General features: G+C 62.0%; 14 protein-coding genes. 7 read left to right on the forward strand and 7 right to left on the reverse strand.

All coding sequences use genetic code 11. From position 1 onward, the window contains the following. Window positions 1-122: 122 nt before the first annotated feature. From C8K61_RS22800 to rutA, 6 genes are all read right to left on the reverse strand, one after another. Window positions 123-4,358, reverse strand: a complete 4,236-nt coding sequence (locus C8K61_RS22800; RefSeq protein WP_371920020.1) for an EAL domain-containing protein — start codon at window positions 4,356-4,358, stop codon at window positions 123-125. A gap of 213 nt (window positions 4,359-4,571) precedes the next feature. Then, a complete protein-coding gene (locus C8K61_RS22805) occupies window positions 4,572-5,084 on the reverse strand; it encodes a flavin reductase (RefSeq protein WP_108098599.1) in 513 nt (170 codons plus the stop codon). Window positions 5,085-5,101: 17 nt separating this feature from the next. Further along, window positions 5,102-5,878, reverse strand: a complete 777-nt coding sequence (gene rutD / locus C8K61_RS22810) for a pyrimidine utilization protein D (RefSeq protein ID WP_108098600.1) — start codon at window positions 5,876-5,878, stop codon at window positions 5,102-5,104. Between the two features lie 14 nt (window positions 5,879-5,892). Then, the gene (gene rutC, locus C8K61_RS22815; RefSeq protein WP_108098601.1) at window positions 5,893-6,279 is read right to left on the reverse strand and encodes a pyrimidine utilization protein C; all 387 of its coding nucleotides are present in this window, start codon (window positions 6,277-6,279) and stop codon (window positions 5,893-5,895) included. 2 nt (window positions 6,280-6,281) lie between these two features. Next, window positions 6,282-7,016, reverse strand: a complete 735-nt coding sequence (gene rutB / locus C8K61_RS22820) for a pyrimidine utilization protein B (RefSeq protein ID WP_108098602.1) — start codon at window positions 7,014-7,016, stop codon at window positions 6,282-6,284. Beyond that, entirely contained in the window at window positions 7,016-8,098 is a 1,083-nt protein-coding gene (gene rutA / locus C8K61_RS22825; RefSeq protein WP_108098603.1) for a pyrimidine utilization protein A, read from the reverse strand. Before rutA ends, rutB begins: the two co-directional genes overlap by 1 nt. A 274-nt stretch (window positions 8,099-8,372) precedes the next feature. Between rutA and rutR the strand changes: the two genes are divergently transcribed. Next, window positions 8,373-9,047, forward strand: coding sequence for an HTH-type transcriptional regulator RutR (rutR, locus tag C8K61_RS22830; protein ID WP_108098604.1), 675 nt, complete (start codon window positions 8,373-8,375; stop codon window positions 9,045-9,047). A 6-nt stretch (window positions 9,048-9,053) separates the two neighbouring features. Here rutR and aphA read toward each other — a convergent pair whose 3' ends face one another. Further along, complete coding sequence (gene aphA / locus C8K61_RS22835) at window positions 9,054-9,695, reverse strand: acid phosphatase AphA (protein ID WP_218277837.1); 642 nt, start codon at window positions 9,693-9,695, stop codon at window positions 9,054-9,056. A gap of 433 nt (window positions 9,696-10,128) precedes the next feature. Here aphA and C8K61_RS22840 point away from each other — a divergent pair, with 433 nt between their 5' ends. Genes C8K61_RS22840 through C8K61_RS22865 form a run of 6 tightly spaced genes read left to right on the forward strand, consistent with a single transcriptional unit; the run spans window position 10,129 to window position 16,547 of the window. Then, window positions 10,129-10,536: a biopolymer transporter ExbD gene (locus tag C8K61_RS22840; protein ID WP_108098606.1), complete on the forward strand. Its 408-nt coding sequence runs from the start codon at window positions 10,129-10,131 to the stop codon at window positions 10,534-10,536. A gap of 3 nt (window positions 10,537-10,539) precedes the next feature. Beyond that, window positions 10,540-11,301: an energy transducer TonB gene (locus tag C8K61_RS22845; RefSeq protein WP_108098607.1), complete on the forward strand. Its 762-nt coding sequence runs from the start codon at window positions 10,540-10,542 to the stop codon at window positions 11,299-11,301. A 50-nt stretch (window positions 11,302-11,351) separates the two neighbouring features. Beyond that, a complete protein-coding gene (locus C8K61_RS22850) occupies window positions 11,352-13,691 on the forward strand; it encodes a TonB-dependent receptor (protein WP_178086498.1) in 2,340 nt (779 codons plus the stop codon). A gap of 60 nt (window positions 13,692-13,751) precedes the next feature. Next, window positions 13,752-14,393, forward strand: coding sequence for a MotA/TolQ/ExbB proton channel family protein (locus tag C8K61_RS22855; protein ID WP_108098609.1), 642 nt, complete (start codon window positions 13,752-13,754; stop codon window positions 14,391-14,393). A gap of 46 nt (window positions 14,394-14,439) precedes the next feature. Further along, complete coding sequence (locus C8K61_RS22860; RefSeq protein ID WP_256589528.1) at window positions 14,440-16,131, forward strand: bifunctional UDP-sugar hydrolase/5'-nucleotidase; 1,692 nt, start codon at window positions 14,440-14,442, stop codon at window positions 16,129-16,131. Further along, a complete protein-coding gene (locus C8K61_RS22865) occupies window positions 16,128-16,547 on the forward strand; it encodes a cytidine deaminase (RefSeq protein WP_108098611.1) in 420 nt (139 codons plus the stop codon). The genes C8K61_RS22860 and C8K61_RS22865 overlap by 4 nt, the downstream gene beginning before the upstream one ends. Window positions 16,548-16,582: the final 35 nt, after the last annotated feature.

The following is a 16,582-nucleotide window of genomic DNA, read 5'->3' on the forward strand; positions in this document are numbered from 1 at the left end:
AACAAAGGCGAACCCGAAGAAGGCGCGGATTCTACCCCAAAGGTCGTTTTCTGGCACATGACAGTCGGTCATGTGTCGGACAAGTGCCGCTCATTGTGTTGAAAAATACCGGCGTAGACGCTTCAGCTCAGCATAAACAACGCGGTGCCGCTGAACTGCGCCGCCAGTTGGTGGGCGGTCATCGGCTTGCCGAGCAGGTAGCCCTGCACTTCGTCGCAGCCGTGTTCACGCAGGAAGTCGAGCTGTTCCTGGGTTTCCACGCCCTCGGCGATCACCGCCAGGTTCAGGCTGTGGGCCATGGCGATGATGGCGCGGGCAATCTGCGCGTCCTGTTCGCCGCTGGGCAGGCCGTCGACGAAGCTGCGGTCGATCTTCAGCACGTCGATGGGGAATTGCTTGAGGTAGTTGAGCGACGAGTAGCCGGTGCCGAAGTCGTCGACCGCGATGCTCAGGCCCAGTTGTTTGAAACCGGCCAGCACTTGCATGGTTTCTTCCACGTCGTGCATCAGGATGCTTTCGGTCAGCTCCAGCTCCAGGCTGCTCGGGCTCAGGCCGCTGCTGTGCAGAATGTTGGCAATGCGCTGGCCCAACTGGCCTTCGGCGAATTGTCGGGCGGAGAGGTTGACCGAGACTTTGGGCACCCGCACACCGGCAGCCTGCCAGGCGTTCATCTGCCGGCACGCTTCCACCAGCACCCAGTCGCCGACATCCACCACCAGGCCCAACTCTTCCAGTACCGGAATGAACTCGTTCGGCGCGATTAAACCGCGGCGCGGGTGCTGCCAGCGCAGCAGCGCTTCGGCGCCGATCAGACGCTGGCCGTTGGCGCTGAACTGCGGCTGGTAATAGAGCACGAACTGCTGCTGATCGAGGGCGTGGCGCAGGTCGCTTTCCAGCTCCAGACGCTCCAGAGCGGTTGCGTTCATTGCCGCCTGGTAGAACTGGAAGTTGTTCTTGCCGCGCTCTTTGGCGTGGTACATGGCGGTGTCGGCGTTCTTCATCAACTGGCTCAGCTCTTCGCCGTCCTGCGGGCTGAGGGCGATACCGATACTGGCGGTGACGAAGAACTCGCGGCCTTCAAGAATGAACGGCTGCGAGAGGCTGGCGAGAATCTGCTCGGCCACATGAATGGCGCGGGTCAGGGCGCCGTCGCGGGTGTCGCGCGCTTGCAGCAGCAAGGTGAATTCGTCGCCGCCCATGCGTGCCACGGTGTCTTCCACCTCCACGCAGGCGGCCAGGCGCTGGGCCACATCCTTGAGCATGCGGTCGCCGGCGGCGTGGCCGAGGGAGTCGTTGATCGGCTTGAAGCGGTCGAGGTCGAGGAACATCAGCACCACCCATTCCAGATGCCGCTCGGCATGCTGCAAGGCGGTGTGCAGGCGGTCCTGGAACAGCGTGCGGTTGGGCAGGTTGGTCAGGGCGTCGTAATAGGCCAGGCGATGGATGCGCTGTTCGCTGGCTTTGCGCTCGCTGATGTCACTGAAGAAACTGACATAGCTGACCAGGTCGCCTTCATCGTCCTGCACCGCGGTAATACCGACCCAGGCCGGGAAGTTCTCCTGATTGCGGCGTTTGAGCCACACCTCGCCTTCCCAGCTGCCGTTCTGCCCGAGCTGGGAAAGGATGTACGCCTGGTGGCTGGTCTGCTGCCGGTCGGCCATCAGCATGCCCGGCTGCTGGTCGAGCACTTGGGCACTGGAGTAGCCGCTGACCCGGCTGAACGCCTCGTTGACCTGGACGATATAGCCGGCCGGGTCGGTGACCAGAATCGCCGCTGTCGAGTGCTCGAATACCGTGGCCGCCATGCGCAGGTCTTTTTCTGCGCGGCGCTGCTGACTGATATTGCGGCCAACGCCGAGCAAGCCTTCGAAGCGGCCGTCCTGGTCCCACATCAGCGTCATGCGCATCTCGGTGGGCAACTTGTGGCCGTCGGCACGCACACAATCGACGATAAACAGCCGCGTCGCCAACTGCTGGCGCAGCTCGCGCAGGCGTGACGGGTCGTTGAGGGCGGCGCGCACCCGCAGCAGCAGTTGGTCGACATCCGCCAGTTGGCGGGGATTGGCCGCCAGTGGATGGAAACCGTTGGCGATGATCCACTCGGGCTCGTAGCCGAACATGGCCAGCGCCGAGGGGCTGACGTAGTCCAGTTGCAGGCTGCTGTCGGTGGTGAAAATCACGTCGCTGATGTTCTCGGCCAGCAGGCGGTAGCGGCGCTCGTTCTTGCGCATCAGCTCGCTGGCTTCGATCTGTTCGGTTACATCTTTGGCCACGCCGATCAGGCGGTGCACACGGCCTTCCGGCGTGCGGCTGAGGGCCTGTTCGCGGATATCGAACCAGTGCCAGGTGCCGTCGCGGTGGCGCCAGCGCAGGTGGCATTGCAGCAATTGGCCGTCGCTGACCACCTGCTGCAGGGTGCGCATGCGTGCGTATTGCTCGGCGTCGTCCGGGTGCAAAACCACTTCCCAGAAGTGCCCGGCCATTTGCCGCAGTTCTTTGCCGCTGTAGCCCAGTTGCTGGCCCAGGCGGTTGTTGCTGAACAGCACCCGGCGGTCGGTCATGTCGTGCACGTACAGGGTGTCGGGCACAGCGCGGGCGACATCGGACCAGAAGCGTTCGCGCTCGATCAGCGACAGCTCGATGCGCTTGCGGCTGGTGATGTCGTTCATGCTCACGGTGACGGCGTGGAAATCGTCGTTCTGCTCCGGCAGACGCAGTACCAGCCACAGGTGGCGCTCGTTGCCCTGCGGGGTAACGATCTGGCTCTCCATCTCGATCTGCCGCTGCTTGCTCAGCACCGCGCCGATCAACTGATAGCGGACGTTCTCCGGGGTGATCGGGCCGACATCCACCAGGTGACTCCACAGCTCCTGGGTGGACTCGACGCCCAGCAGTTGCTGCGCCACCTGATTGATTTCGGTGATGTGCAGGTGCTGCACCAGTTCATCGTGCAACTGCGGGTGGGTGCGCAACCAATGGTCGAACTGGCCGAGGGTGTCGATGTTGTGCACATGCAGGTAGGTGCGCAGGTCGGCCAGGTCGAGCACGCAGTGGGCCACGCCACTGCCTTCGAAAATGTCCTGATAACGGCGCCGAGTGTCTTCGAGCACATGCAGCGCCAGTTGCTGTTCGGTGGCATCGCGCAGCACCCAGACGTGGCCGGGCTGGCTGTGTTCCTTGCCGTCCTTGAACAGGCTGCGGGTGACACTGAATACGCGGGTTTGCTGGTGCTGATCGAGTTCGATCCACACCGGGCTGAAGTCGTCGTGGGGTTCGCTGTCCTGCAGCAGGCTCGGGTCGAGGCTGGGCAGCAGGTCGAGCAAGTGACGGCCACGCGCTTCGCTGCTGGACAGGCCGAAAAGCTGCGCCGCCTGGGGGTTGAGGTACCGCACATGGCCGCCGACATCGGTGACCACCACCCGTTCTTCGATGGCGCTGAGGGCCGTGGCGGCGTCGCGCAATTCGCGGCGCGAGGCTGTGGTCATGGCGCGCAGGCGAGTCTGTTCACGCAGTAGACGCAGCAAGGCCAGCAGGGTCAGCAGGGCGCAGGCCATGAACAGCAGGAACTTGCCGGTGACGGCCGACAGTTGTTCAGTCCAGGCGCGCTGTTTGTCCAACACGCTGCGCACCATCAGGTCGGTGCCGGGCACGGCTACCACTTGCGCGGTGTTGTCCAGCTCGAAGGTGGTGGCCGCGCGCATCTGTTCATTGGCTGGCGCGGGTTGGGTGGCAAACACATGACGGCTGTCAGGGTCTTCCAGCTGCCAGCGATGGTCGCTGCTGTAGAACTGGCGGATGTTCTGGCGCAGGTGGGCCAGGCTCATTCGTACCATCCAGAAACCCTTTGCCTCGCCCTGAGGCAGAAGGGCATAGATCTGCCCGCCGTCGTCGGGGTTGGAGACATACAGGTACGGTTGGCCCTGGTAGCGCTGGAACAGCGCGGCGATATACGCCTGGTCGTGGGCGTCGGTTTGCGTGTCGGCAATCACCCGGCCGTCGTGATCGAGCCAGGCCAGGCTGCTGGATGCAGGGAAAATTCCGCGCAGGCTGGTCAGCACCTCGTTGTTCTTGTCCGCGGTGGACGGCTGCTGAGCGGTCTGCTTGAGCAGGGCGAGGGCCGCTTGGGCGCGCATCTGCACGCTCAGGCTCATGTGCTCAGCCAGTTGCTGGCCATATTCCTGTTCGCGCTTCTGGCGGGTTTCTTCGCCGTGTTCGAGCTCCTGGTACAGCTGCCAGAACAACAGGCCGAGCATCACCACCACAAGCACCACCAAGGCACCCTTTACCGAGTTCGGCAGGGTCGTGGCGAGGGAATCGCCGGGAGCGCGCTGGTGAGTGAACAATCGGGGCACGGGCAAGAGTCCTGCTCTGACGGCTTATATAGAGAAAGGGGCAGCTACTACGACGCTAGCAGAGGCGCACGAGCTACGGGTAAAAGCGGCTAAGAATGCCTAGTTACGTGGCAAAGTGCCAGCTATGCCGACGAGTGCGCGTTTGCTCGTGGCAGTAGGCGTTGGTGGCTGCCTCCTTTATCCAGACAGCTGATAGAGAAGCTGGGTTCCTCCTGAGCGTCAGGCTCCCAGCGGGTGATAGGCGCGCTCGAAATACATCAAGCCTTGGCCGTGCTCGCCGCAGCGGATAGCGAGCACTTCACAGACCAGAATGGCGTGGGTGCCGACCTGGTTGGTGGCCACCACCCGGCAGTCGAACGCCACCAGCGCGCCATCCAGCAATGGCGCACCGGTCACCTGCTGGTGCCAGTGGCCTGCGGCGAAGCGTTCATCCAGCGGGGTTTTGCCGCCGAACAAGTTGGACAGCGTTTGCTGGCCGTGGCCAAGCACATTGACCGCCACCACGCCGTTGGCGCGAAAGCTGTCGTACACCGAGGCGCTGCGGTTCAGGCACACCAGCAGGGTGGGCGGTTCGTCGGTGACGCTGCACACCGCTGAGGCGGTGAAACCGGCACGCCCGCCGGGGCCGTCGGTGGTAATGATGCTCACGGCCGCACCCAGGCGGGCCATGGCGTCACGGTAATCGTGTTTGAGCACGCAGGGTGGTTCGCGGGTTTCCAGGGCCGGGTGCATGGGGTTCTCCGGGTGGTTCATACAGGGGGTTGGAGGAAAGCCAGCAGGCGGGTTTCGAAGTCGGTTTGCTCGGTCAGGTTGCAGGCATGGCCACCGAAGTCGCGCACGTCCAGCTCGGCATTGGCCAGGCCTTCGGCCAACTGCACCGATTGCGTCCACGGCACCAGGCTGTCGTCGCGGCTGGCCATCACCAGCGTCGGCACCTTGATCGCGCCCAACTGCGCGCTGATGTCGAAGGCCCGCAGCGCGGCAATGCGCAGCAAGGTGTTGGTCTCGCCAGGAAAGTGCGCCAGGGCGTGGGCGAGGTCGGCTTCCAGGCGTTCGCCGTTGGCCACGATCCAGGTTGGCGGATACAGGAACAGCGGCTGCGCGGCGACATAGGCTGCCGCACCGCAGTGGGTGAGCAATTGAATGCGCGTGTCGAAACAACGCGCGCTGTGGGCATTGGGCGCGGCCCAGGCGTTGATCAGCACCAGACGCTCCAGCAGCGCGGGGCGGTGCAGGGCGATCTGCAGCCCGACCAGGCCACCGAGGGCATGGCCGACAAAGGCGCAGTGGGTAACGGCCAGGCTGTCGAGCAAGGTCAGCAGTTCATCGGCCATATCGGCAATCGAATAGCCCTCGGCCAGCGCCGCCGGACTGCGCCCGGTGCCGCGCTGGTCATAGCTGATCACTCGGTGCGTTTTGCTCAGTGCCGTCAGGTGCGGCGCCCAATAGCCCGCCGCACCCCCGAGGCCGGAACACAGCACCACGGTCTGGGTCGCCTCGGGGTTGCCGTGGATTTCGTAGTGCATGCCAACGCCTCCGGTCATTTGCCGACGTGGGCGATGGAGGCGATTTCGATCAGCGCTTCGGGCTTCACCAGGCCGCACTGGATGCAGTAACGCGCCGGTTTTTCCCCGGCAAAGTACTCGGCGTACACCGTGTTGATGGCGGCGTAATCGGCCCAGTCCTTGAGCATGATCATGTTGAAGGTGACGTCATCCATCGTGCCGCCCGCGGCCTCGACCACGCCCTTGATGGTTTCCAGTACATGGCGGGTCTGCTCGGTGGCGTTGCCGACATGCACCACGTTGGCGTCTTTATCCAATGGCAGGGTGCCGGCGACGTAGAGCACGCCATCGGCCAGCGAGCCGGGTACGTAAGGGGCCAGCGGTTTGCCGGTGCCCGGCGGAATGATCGATTGTTTTGGCATGTTCAAGCTTCCTGTGTGGGGCGAAAGGTGGTGCAGAAGGCATCGACCGAGGACACCCAGCCGAAGAAGGTTTCGATATTGAACAGCGCCGCCTCCTGGGCGGCGGGCGGACCGGCCTGGTGGGTGGCGTCGGCCAGCACTACGCCGAAATATTCGAGAAAAAAGCCATCGCGCAGGGTCGACTCCACGCACACGTTGGTGGCGATACCGGTGAACACCAGGTTCTTGATGCCACGGGCGCGCAGGATGCTGTCCAGTGGGGTGTTGAAGAAGCCGCTGTAGCGCGGTTTGGGCATCACGATGTCGCCGGGCAACGGTTGCAGTTCATCCACCAGCGCGTAATCCCAGCCGCCTTTGGATAACAACGTGCCTTGCAGCTCGGGGCGCTTGCGCATGGTTTTCAGGGCGTTGGACTTGTGCCAGTTCGGCGAGCCCGGGCCACCGGCTTCCACGTAGTCCGCGTCCCAGCCATTCTGGAAAAAGATCACCTGCACGCCGGCTTTGCGGGCGGCGGCGATGGCCACCTGAATCTTTTCGATCACCGGGCCCGTGGACGACACATCGAAACCGGCCAGGTCCAGGTAACCGCCGAGGGTGGAATAAGCGTTCTGCATATCCACCACAATCAGGGCGGTCTGGCTGGCGCGCAGTTGCAGAGGTTCGGGGCGTGCCGGCAGGGTCAGCGGTGTGCTGCTGTCGACGGCCAGCGCGTAGCTGGACACCTGTTGAACGGTCATTACGCGATCTCCTGCAGGGCGGCGGCGCGGCTGTTCATCAGCGGCTGGATGCGCTGGCCGAATTTTTCGATGCCTTCGACAAAGTCGTCGAAGGTCAGCATCACGCCCTCCGTGCCCGGCACCTGGGCCACTTCATCGAGCATGGCGGCCACCTGCTCGAACGAGCCCACCAGGGTGCCCATGTTGATATTCACCGCCGAGGTCGGGTCGGACATCTGCCGCACGTTGGTATCGCTGCCCGAGCGGGTGTCTACCGCCGCCTGGTCGCCGAGCCATTGCAGGGCGGCCTGGTCGGCGCCGTCTTTGTAGAGCTCCCACTTGGCGCGGGCGGCGGCTTCGGTTTCTTCGGCAATCACCATAAACAGCACGCAGGAATTCACGTCGCGGCCGGTTTTTTCCGTAGCCAGGCGCAGGCGCTCGGTGGTTGGAGCGAAGGCGGCCGGGGTGTTCACACCCTTGCCGAAGCAGAAGTTGTAGTCGGCGTATTGCGCCGAAAAGGCCATGCCGGCGTCACTGGAACCGGCGCAGATAATCTTCATGTCAGCCTGTGGTTTGGGGCTGACGCGGCAATCGTCCATGGTGAAGTACTCACCTTTCAGATCGCTGTGGCCGGTGCTCCACAGGTCGCGCAGCACCTGGGCGTACTCGGCGAGGTAGGCATAGCGGGTGGCGAAAAAATCGTCGCCCGGCCACAGGCCCATTTGCGAGTACTCGGGGCGCTGCCAGCCGGTGACCAGGTTGATGCCGAAACGGCCATTGGAGATCGAGTCGATGGTCGAGGCCATGCGCGCGACGATCGCCGGCGGCAGGGTCAGGGTGGCGGCGGTGGCGAACAGCTGGATCTTGCTGGTGACCGCCGCCAGGCCGGCCATCAAGGTGAAGGATTCCAGGTTGTGTTCCCAGAATTCGGTTTTGCCGCCGAAGCCGCGCAGCTTGATCATCGACAGGGCAAAGTCGAAACCATAGTGCTCTGCGCGCTGCACGATCTGTTTGTTCAATTCGAAGGTCGGCATGTATTGCGGAGCGGTCTCGGAGATCAGCCAGCCGTTGTTGCCGATGGGAATGAATACACCAACTTTCATGGATATAACCCCCTGATTATGCTTTTTTCTGGTCAATGCCAGCATGATCGCCGCACGTTCGTGCGGCGACAGGTCGCAGGGGATTGAGCACGGACTGTGCCAAAAATGAAAACCGTAGGGAAAACAGCCGCTTGGAATTTCTCAGGGGCTTAGCACAGACCAAGTGGTCTGCTTTAGAGCGCCTGGTTTGTGCACGCTGCCCGCAAAAGAGGCGTGTGCACTGACAGCCTCAGCTGTTTTGGCTATCGTGGCGCGGGCTTATTGAGGAGGCTGTATGGCCGAGCAACATCCACCGAGCGCTGCCAAGGCTGTGCGTACCCCCAGCGCGGCGACGCTGGCGCGGCGTGAGCGGCAAATGGAAAGCAAGCGAGCCGCCATCAGTGCGGCCGCCATCGAGTTGTTTTCCCAGTTTGGTCTGCATGGCACCAGCCTGGATCAGGTGGCGGCCCGCGCCGATGTGTCCAAAACCAACCTGCTGTACTACTTCGGCAGCAAGGAAGACCTGTACCTGGCGGTGCTGCATCAGTTGATGAGCGTGTGGCTGGCGCCGCTGCGGGCGCTGAGTGTCGAGATGGAGCCATTGGCAGCGATCAGCGAATACCTGCGCCTGAAGCTGGAACTGTCGCGGGACGAGCCGGCGGCCTCGCGGCTGTTCTGCCTGGAAATCATACAGGGTGCACCGCTGCTGCGTGGCGAACTGCAGCACGAGCTGCGCGACCTGGTGCACAGCAAAACCGAGGTGATCCGCACGTGGAGCGAGGCCGGCCGGCTGGCGCCGGTAGACCCGTACCACCTGATCTTTTCCCTGTGGGCCACCACCCAGCACTACGCCGACTTCCGTGTGCAGGTCGAATCCATCACCGGCCGCACCCTGGATGATCCGGCCTTTTTCGAGCAAGTGCTGAGCAGCCTGCAGGCGCTGATTCTGGACGGTATCCGTCCGCGCTAAACCCGCTTAACGGGTGGAATCCACCAGCACTTCTTCGCCCAGAGCGCCATTGACCGGCAGCGGCTGGTAAGTGGAGTTGGCCGCGCGCATCACCCTGATGGCGCGTGCGCCGGCGGCCTGGGCCGAGGTGATGTCGGCGTCCGAGTCGCCGTAGTACAGGTGCAGGCCGCGGTCGTGAATAAAGCGGGTCTTCTCCGGCCCGGAAGTGAACACCACCGGCTGCATGTTCTTGATGGCAAAGGTCTGCTGCAGGATGGTTGTCACTTGTTCGCCCTCAGTGTGCGGGCGGCCGGTAATAAAGTAGATCGTGTCGCCGCGGCCCTGGTGCAGGGCAATCAGCGAACGCGCCACTTCCTTGGGCAGGGAATAGCGGTCGCAACCGCCATTGGTTTCCTTCCAGAACTCGGTGTTCTTCAAATAATCGTTGCTGCCTGGCGAGTACTTCTGCTGCCCGGCATAGAAGCACGGGCTGGAGAACAGCACGGTGTCATCTATATCGAAACCGACCGCCATCGGCGCGTCCTTCTGGATGCTCTCGGCCAGCCGCTCGAGGGTGATCCAGTGAATGGTCGATTGCGGTGCTTGGCTGGCACAACCAAGCAACAGCAGGGAAAGAACAGCTGCCAGGGATAGGTGGGAAATACGCACGAAAACCTCAAAGTCTGGAATGTGAGCCATTGCCGTCAGCAAGCGGCATGCCGGGAATGCTGGCAGTGGCGACAAAATCCAGCGAGGCCGTCCGTTAATACCTGTCACATGTGTCAATTAGGTTTCGATAGCGACAGGTTTCGCCCTGAGCGCGACTAAAAGTTCAAAATAAGTGCACGAATGATCATTTAATGAGCGCTTATGGGGCTAAAACGCGCTGTTAGACAATGTGACAAAAGTAACCAGCCTGTTCGTTTTCCCTCCATTGCCTTGCCGAAAACCCACTTAATCAAACTGTAACCTCATCCTTCTACTGTATTCCTGACGCCTGTGACAGTTTTGGCATGCAATGTGCTCAAGCTCTCGCAACGAAGTCGAGGTAGTCCCGCTGCGGGTGCAGTGGGGCTGGCGAAGAAAAGGTGGAGTGCAAGCAATGCGTAGTTGGGAAGAACCGAAAAAGAAGCGCCTGCATATCGAGATCATCCCGATGATCGACGTGATGATGTTCCTGCTGGTGTTCTTCGTGCTGATCAGCCTGAACGTGATTCCGGCCCTGGGCATCAAAACCCAACTGCCGGGTGCGGCCCATGCCCAGCAACTGAAACCGCAGAACAAGGCGGTGATTACCCTCGGTCTCAACGACCGTCTGCAATTGGACGGCCAGGACATGGCAGAGGACGCGATCGTCGCGCAACTGAAGACGTTGGAAAACGTTGACCAGAAGCTGGTGATCATCCTCAACAGTGATGAAGGCGTGGAAGTCGGTCGGCTGGTAACGGTCATGGACCTGCTGAAAAGCAATGGCTTCTCCAGCGTCTCCATCGCGACGAGAAAGCTGTAAGCCATGTCGCTCTTCTTCAAATCCCGCAAAGCACTCGCCTGCCTGCCCGCTATCTGTCTGCTCGCGGTGGCCGTTCAGAGCGCCTTGAAGGCGGACCTGAAAATCACCCCGAAGTACGACGACAGCACTGTGGAAGTGGCGCTGATCGATCCGGCCGAGTTGCAGCCGGAACCGATTCCCGCGCCGCCGCCACCGCCGCCTGAGCCGGAGCCGCTGCCCGAGCCGCCACCTGAGCCCGATCCGGAGCCGGTGGTGGAATTGCCCGAGCCGCCGCCCAAGCCCAAGCCAAAACCGCCGGAGCCCAAGCCGCAGCCACCTAAGCCAAAACCTCAGGTGGCCAAGCCCGCACCAGCGCCAACGCCCACTCCACCGCCACAAGCGGTAGTGGCGAAGGCGGCTCCGGTAGCTGCGCCAGTTGCTGCACCCGCACCGCCAGCGGCACCGCGGGTCGATGCAGCCGCCATTGAAGGTCGTTACACCGCGGCGTTACGCGCGGATCTGGAACGTTACAAGAAATACCCCACGGGTCGCGAAGCCTCGCTTCAGCACCCTGAGGGCGATGTGGTGGTGTGGTTGTTGGTGGACCGCAGCGGCAACGTTGTGGACTCCGGTATCGAAACCAAAGCCAAAAACATGCTGCTCAACAAAGCAGCGCAAACCAGTTTGCGGCGTTTGGAGAAGGTCACTCCGTTTCCTCAGGAGGCCTTTGGGGGCAAGGACAGATACCGCTTCACGGCAACCTTTGTTTACAACGTAGAAAACTAGAAACCATAACTAAAACAGACACCTGCCAAAGAAATTTCAGGAGTTAATACGTGAAACTTAATCCAATTTTCGCGATGTTCCTTGCAGCCGGCCTTGGGGGCTGGACGGTGGCTGCATTGGCCGAAGACTCGGTGGACGTCGGTGATGTAAACGTGACGGGGCAAACCCTGGGCAACGGCCAGATGGTCAAGGAAGAGGCGCCGAAAGCGCGCTCCACCGTGACCAAAGAAGCACTGGAAAAGATGGCACCGACTGGTAACGCCATCGACAAGCTGAAGTACACCCCGGGCGTGAACGTCTCCAGTGACGACTCCACCGGTTTGAGCGGTTTCAACTTCACCATGCGTGGCATGAGCTCCGACCAGGTGGGTGTATCGCTCGACGGTATCCCGGTCAACGACTCGGGCAACTACAACCTGTACCCGAACCTGCTGGGCGACCCGGAAAACCTCGGCGAAGTATTCGCCACCCAGGGCTCTTCCGAAATCGACGCGCCGCACATCGGTTCCTCTGGCGGCAACATCGGTCTGGTTACCCTGCGTCCGGAAAAAGACTTCGGTGTGTTCGGCAAACAGACCATCGGCAGCAACAACCTGCGCAAAACCTTCGTGCGCCTGAACACCGGCGAATACATGGGCCTGAGCAACTACATCTCGGCATCCCATACCGAGGGTGACAAGTGGCGCGGTGAGGGTGTGCTGCGGGCTGACAAGGTGACCTTGAACAGCCTGTTCGATGACCACGAAGGCAATACGCTCAACGCCATCATCAACTACCACCAGCAGGACAACTACAACTACTCCAACCCGAGCAAGGCGCAGTACAAAACCTACGGCCGCGACTTCGACTACCTGGACAGCCCGAGCTACAACAGCAACGGCAAGATCCGCACCGGCACCGGAACCACTGTCAACGGCGTGACTCGCGGTACCGGTTACTCGGTGCTGATGCGTAACCCGTTCGAGAACGTGACCGCGTCCCTGACCGGCCGCTTTCAGCTGCGCGATGACGTGTTGCTGACCGTAGCGCCTTACTACTACTGGGCCAACGGTGGCAGTTTCAGCAACTTCACCGGTCCGTATTCGTTGAACCGCACCACCGGTAACGCGGGCGGCAACTACGACCTGAGCAACCTCGCCACGTCGGCCCAGTACAACGCCGATGGCACTGCCAACGGCGGCCTGTACTACCGCCCTTCGATCACCGAAACCTGGCGCCCGGGTATCAACACCAGCATCAAATGGGACATCAACGACGAGCACACCTTCAGCACCGGTTACTGGTATGAGCGTGCGCGTCAGCGTCAGAGCCAGCCGTACATTCGCCTGACCGAATCGGGCAAACCGGTGGATATCTCGCCAGGCTATGACGACGGCAACGCGGTGGTCGATGCCAATGGCAACGTGATTCAGGGCCGTAACCAGTTCACCGTCACCCCGGCGCAAAAGCTGTTTGCCCAGGACGTGTGGAGTGTGACCCCGGACCTGAGTCTGACTGCCGGTATTGCCTACGACTACTCCGAGCGCCAGGGCAACAACAAGGGCAGCCTGACCGCGAAAAAGGAAAAGCGTAACCAGACCTACCACGAGTTCCTGCCAAGCTTCAGTGCGGCGTACCAGGTGAACGCAGAGAACCAGGCGTTCTACAACCTGACCCGCAACATGCGTACCCCGCCGAACTATGTGCTCTACAACAAGGGCGACTCCCTCAGCCTGAAACCCGAGCTGAGCTGGAACCAGGAACTGGGCTGGCGCTTCGCGACTGAAGACGTGGCCCTGAGCGCGACCCTGTTCTACCTGCAGTTCAAAGATCGCCAGGTGTCCAGCTACAACGTGACCGAAGGCGACTACGAGATGCTCAACGTCGGCACCGTGATCAACAAGGGTGTGGAGCTGGAGCTGAGCGGTCTGTTGCCGCACGACTTCAACTACTACGCCTCGTACACCTACACCGAAAGCGAGCAACAGGACGACCTGCTGTACCGCGGCGTCAACCTGCCCACCGAAGGCAAGACGGTTGCCGGCGTGCCGCGCGACATGTTCAACGCCAGCCTGGGTTGGGATAACGGTCGGTACTACTCGAACATCGTGGGCAAGTACGTCGGCAAGCAATACGGCGACATGACCAACGACGAGAGCATCACCGACTTCGCCGTGGCCGACCTGAACCTGGGTGTTCACCTGCCGGTGAACAAGAACCTGATGAAGGCCGCGACCATTCGCCTGTCGGTTACCAACCTGTTCGACAAGGACTACCTGAGCGGCGTGAAGTCGACCCAGTTCTCGGCTGTCGACTACGACCCACGAAGCACCAACTCCACGAAGTCCGACCCGTACTACACCATCGGTGAAGAGCGCACGGTTTCGGTTTCCTTCGAAGGTTCGTTCTAACGCGTCCCCCAAGTCCGGGGCGCGCAAGCGCCCCGGCATTTCAGCCCGAGGTATCTCAACATGAACATGGATCTACTCCACGACATTACCTTCTACATCATGTACGGCGCGGCAGCCCTGGCTGCGTTCGTGGTGGTGGAGCGCGGTATTTTCTTCGCCTACAACCTGAACAAGGCGCGCAAGCTGGAAGCCGCCCTGCACAAGAAAGTGCGCAGCTACGAAGAGTTGCCGGAAGAGCTGCGCAAGCGCGACAGCCTGCCTTTGCAGCTGGTGCGTGAACTGTTCGAAGGCCGCGTCGGCCTGCATTCGCACAACGAGCTGGAAGACCTCGGCCAGGCGATTTATATCTCCATGCGCGGCAAGCTCAACCACAGCCTGTGGATTCTCGAAGCCGTGGTCGCCGGTGCGCCGCTGCTCGGTCTGCTGGGCACCATTCTCGGCATCATCGACACCTTCAAGGCCCTCGCTGAAGCCGGCGTTTCCGATCCGGGCGAAGTCTCTCGCGGCATCGGCACGGCGCTCTACGCCACCGCCCTGGGTATCTCCATCGCGCTGGTGGGTCTGGTGTGCAACAGCCACCTGCAAGACCGCCTCGAACTGATCAACGACCACCTGAAAATGCTCCTGCTGCGTGCTGGCATGGGTACTGCTTTCGTTGCCAAACCGGTTGCCGCGCAAGCCGCCAACCTGCAACACGCTTAAGCGTCTGGGGATTTCCATGTCGTACCCGAGTTCCGCTATACGCCCTGTGTCTTTACTGCTCGCGGCCCTGCTGCTGGCCAGCGGTTGCGATAAAGCCAAGGCGCCGGTTGAAGTGACTGTGGCCGCCATCAACGACTTTCACGGCAACCTGCTGAGCAGCCCGTTCAAGTACCCCGATGCGGCTGCGGCCGGTGGCGAGGTCAAACTCAAGGCCGGCGGCATTGCGGCCCTGAGCGGCGTGCTGGCCGAGTTGCGCCAGAAGGATGCCGAACTGCTGTTGATCGGCGCGGGCGACATGGTCGGCGGCAGTCCGCCTATTTCCTCGATGTGGGCCGATGAGCCGAGCGTGGATGCGCTGGACCTGTTGGGCCTGAAATTCTCCGTGGTCGGCAACCATGAACTGGACCAGGGCAAAGCCGAACTGCTGCGCCAGATCCAGGGCGGCTGCGAGTCGTCCCGGCCGGACAAAGCCTGCCAGTTCGACAAGGCCTACAAGGGCGCAAGCTTTCCCTATATCTCGGCCAACCTGATCGATACCCAGACCGGCAAACCGCTGTTTCAGCCGTACCGTATCGAGCAGGCCCACGGGGCGAAAATCGCCTTTGTCGGCGCTACCCTGAAAAACGTCGCGGCCTATGTCAGCGCCAAGAGCATGGACGGTCTGTCGACTGTCGATGAGGCCGACGCCATCAATGCCTTGCTGCCCGAACTCAAGCAGCAGAATGTCGATGCCGTAGTGGTGGTGATTCACCAGGGCGGCGAAACCCCGGAGCGTTTCGACCAGCCGAACTGCAGCCAGTTGAGTGGCGACGTGGTGGATGTGGTCAAGCGCCTCGACCCGCAGATCAAAGTGGTGATCACTGCGCACACGCACCAGGGCTACCTGTGCCGTGTCGGCGACACCCTGGTCACCCAGGGCGCCTCGTTTGGCCGTCTGCTGACCCAGCTGACCCTGACCGTCGACACCGACAAACACCAGCTGCTCGATGTGAAAGCGCAGAACCTGGTGGTCGACCCGCAGCGCTACCACGCCACGGCAGAGATTGCCGCGCTCCAGGCTGAGGTGGAAAGCCGCAGCCAGGCGCAACTGAGCCACCCGCTGGCCCGCTTGGCGTCGCGCCAGGTGGGGCGCGAAACCAATGCTGCCGGTGAGTCGGCGATGGGCGATCTGATTGCCGATTCGCAGCTGTCCGCCACCCGTTCGCTGGGTGCCCAGGTGGCCCTGATGAACCTTGGCGGCATGCGCATGGACATCGCCTTGGAGGAGGGCCAGGAGCAAGTCAACTACGGGCAGGTTGCCGGCGTGCAACCGTTCAATAACACCCTGAACATCATGACCCTGACCGGCACCCAGTTGCGCCAGTTGCTCGAACAGCAATGGCAGGAGGGCAGCATGGGCTTCTATCCGCTGCAACCCTCGGCCTCGCTGAGCTACCGCTGGGATGCCGCGCGCCCACAGGGGCAACGCATTCTCGCCGAGAGCCTGATGGTCGATGGCCAACTGGTGCAGCCGGAGCAGGACTACCGCATCACGGTCAACTCGTTCCTGGCCGAAGGTGGCGACAACTTCACGGTGTTGAAGCAGGCCGGCAACCGCCTGGACACCGGCCTCAACGACCTCGAAGCCTTGATCAACTACCTGCAAGTGCGTGACCAGGCCGGGCAACCGGTGGGCCTGGCCGAGGCCGAGCAACGCATCCAGAAAGTCGGTGCCAGCCTGGCCGGGAGTGACCAATGAGCCGCAGTAACGAATTGCAGGCGCTGTTCGAACGCCTGCTGCCCGAGGCCATCGCGGCCTCACAGAAGGCCTGGTGCCCGCACTCGGACTTTCCCGTCGGCGCCGCTCTGCTGACCGCCGAGGGTGAGGTGATTCAGGGCTGCAACGTCGAGAACGTGTCGTATGGATTGACCAACTGCGCCGAGCGCACCGCGCTGTTCACTGCCATCTGCCAGGGGGAGAAGCCGAAGAGCTTCCAGGCGATGGTGGTGTACGCGCCCAAGGTGGCGCTGATCTCGCCGTGCGGCGCGTGCCGCCAGGTGATGGTCGAACTGTTGGCCAAGGATTGTCCGGTGTTCTGCGTGGGGCATGACGCATCGGCAACCCGTGACTGGACGGTGGAACAGCTGTTACCGGGCGCATTCGACGCCTTCTGAACAGCGCAATAAAAAAATTAGAAATCTGCCGTTCG

Origin of the sequence: Pseudomonas sp. GV071, from assembly GCF_003050835.1 — a bacterium.
Lineage (GTDB): Bacteria > Pseudomonadota > Gammaproteobacteria > Pseudomonadales > Pseudomonadaceae > Aquipseudomonas.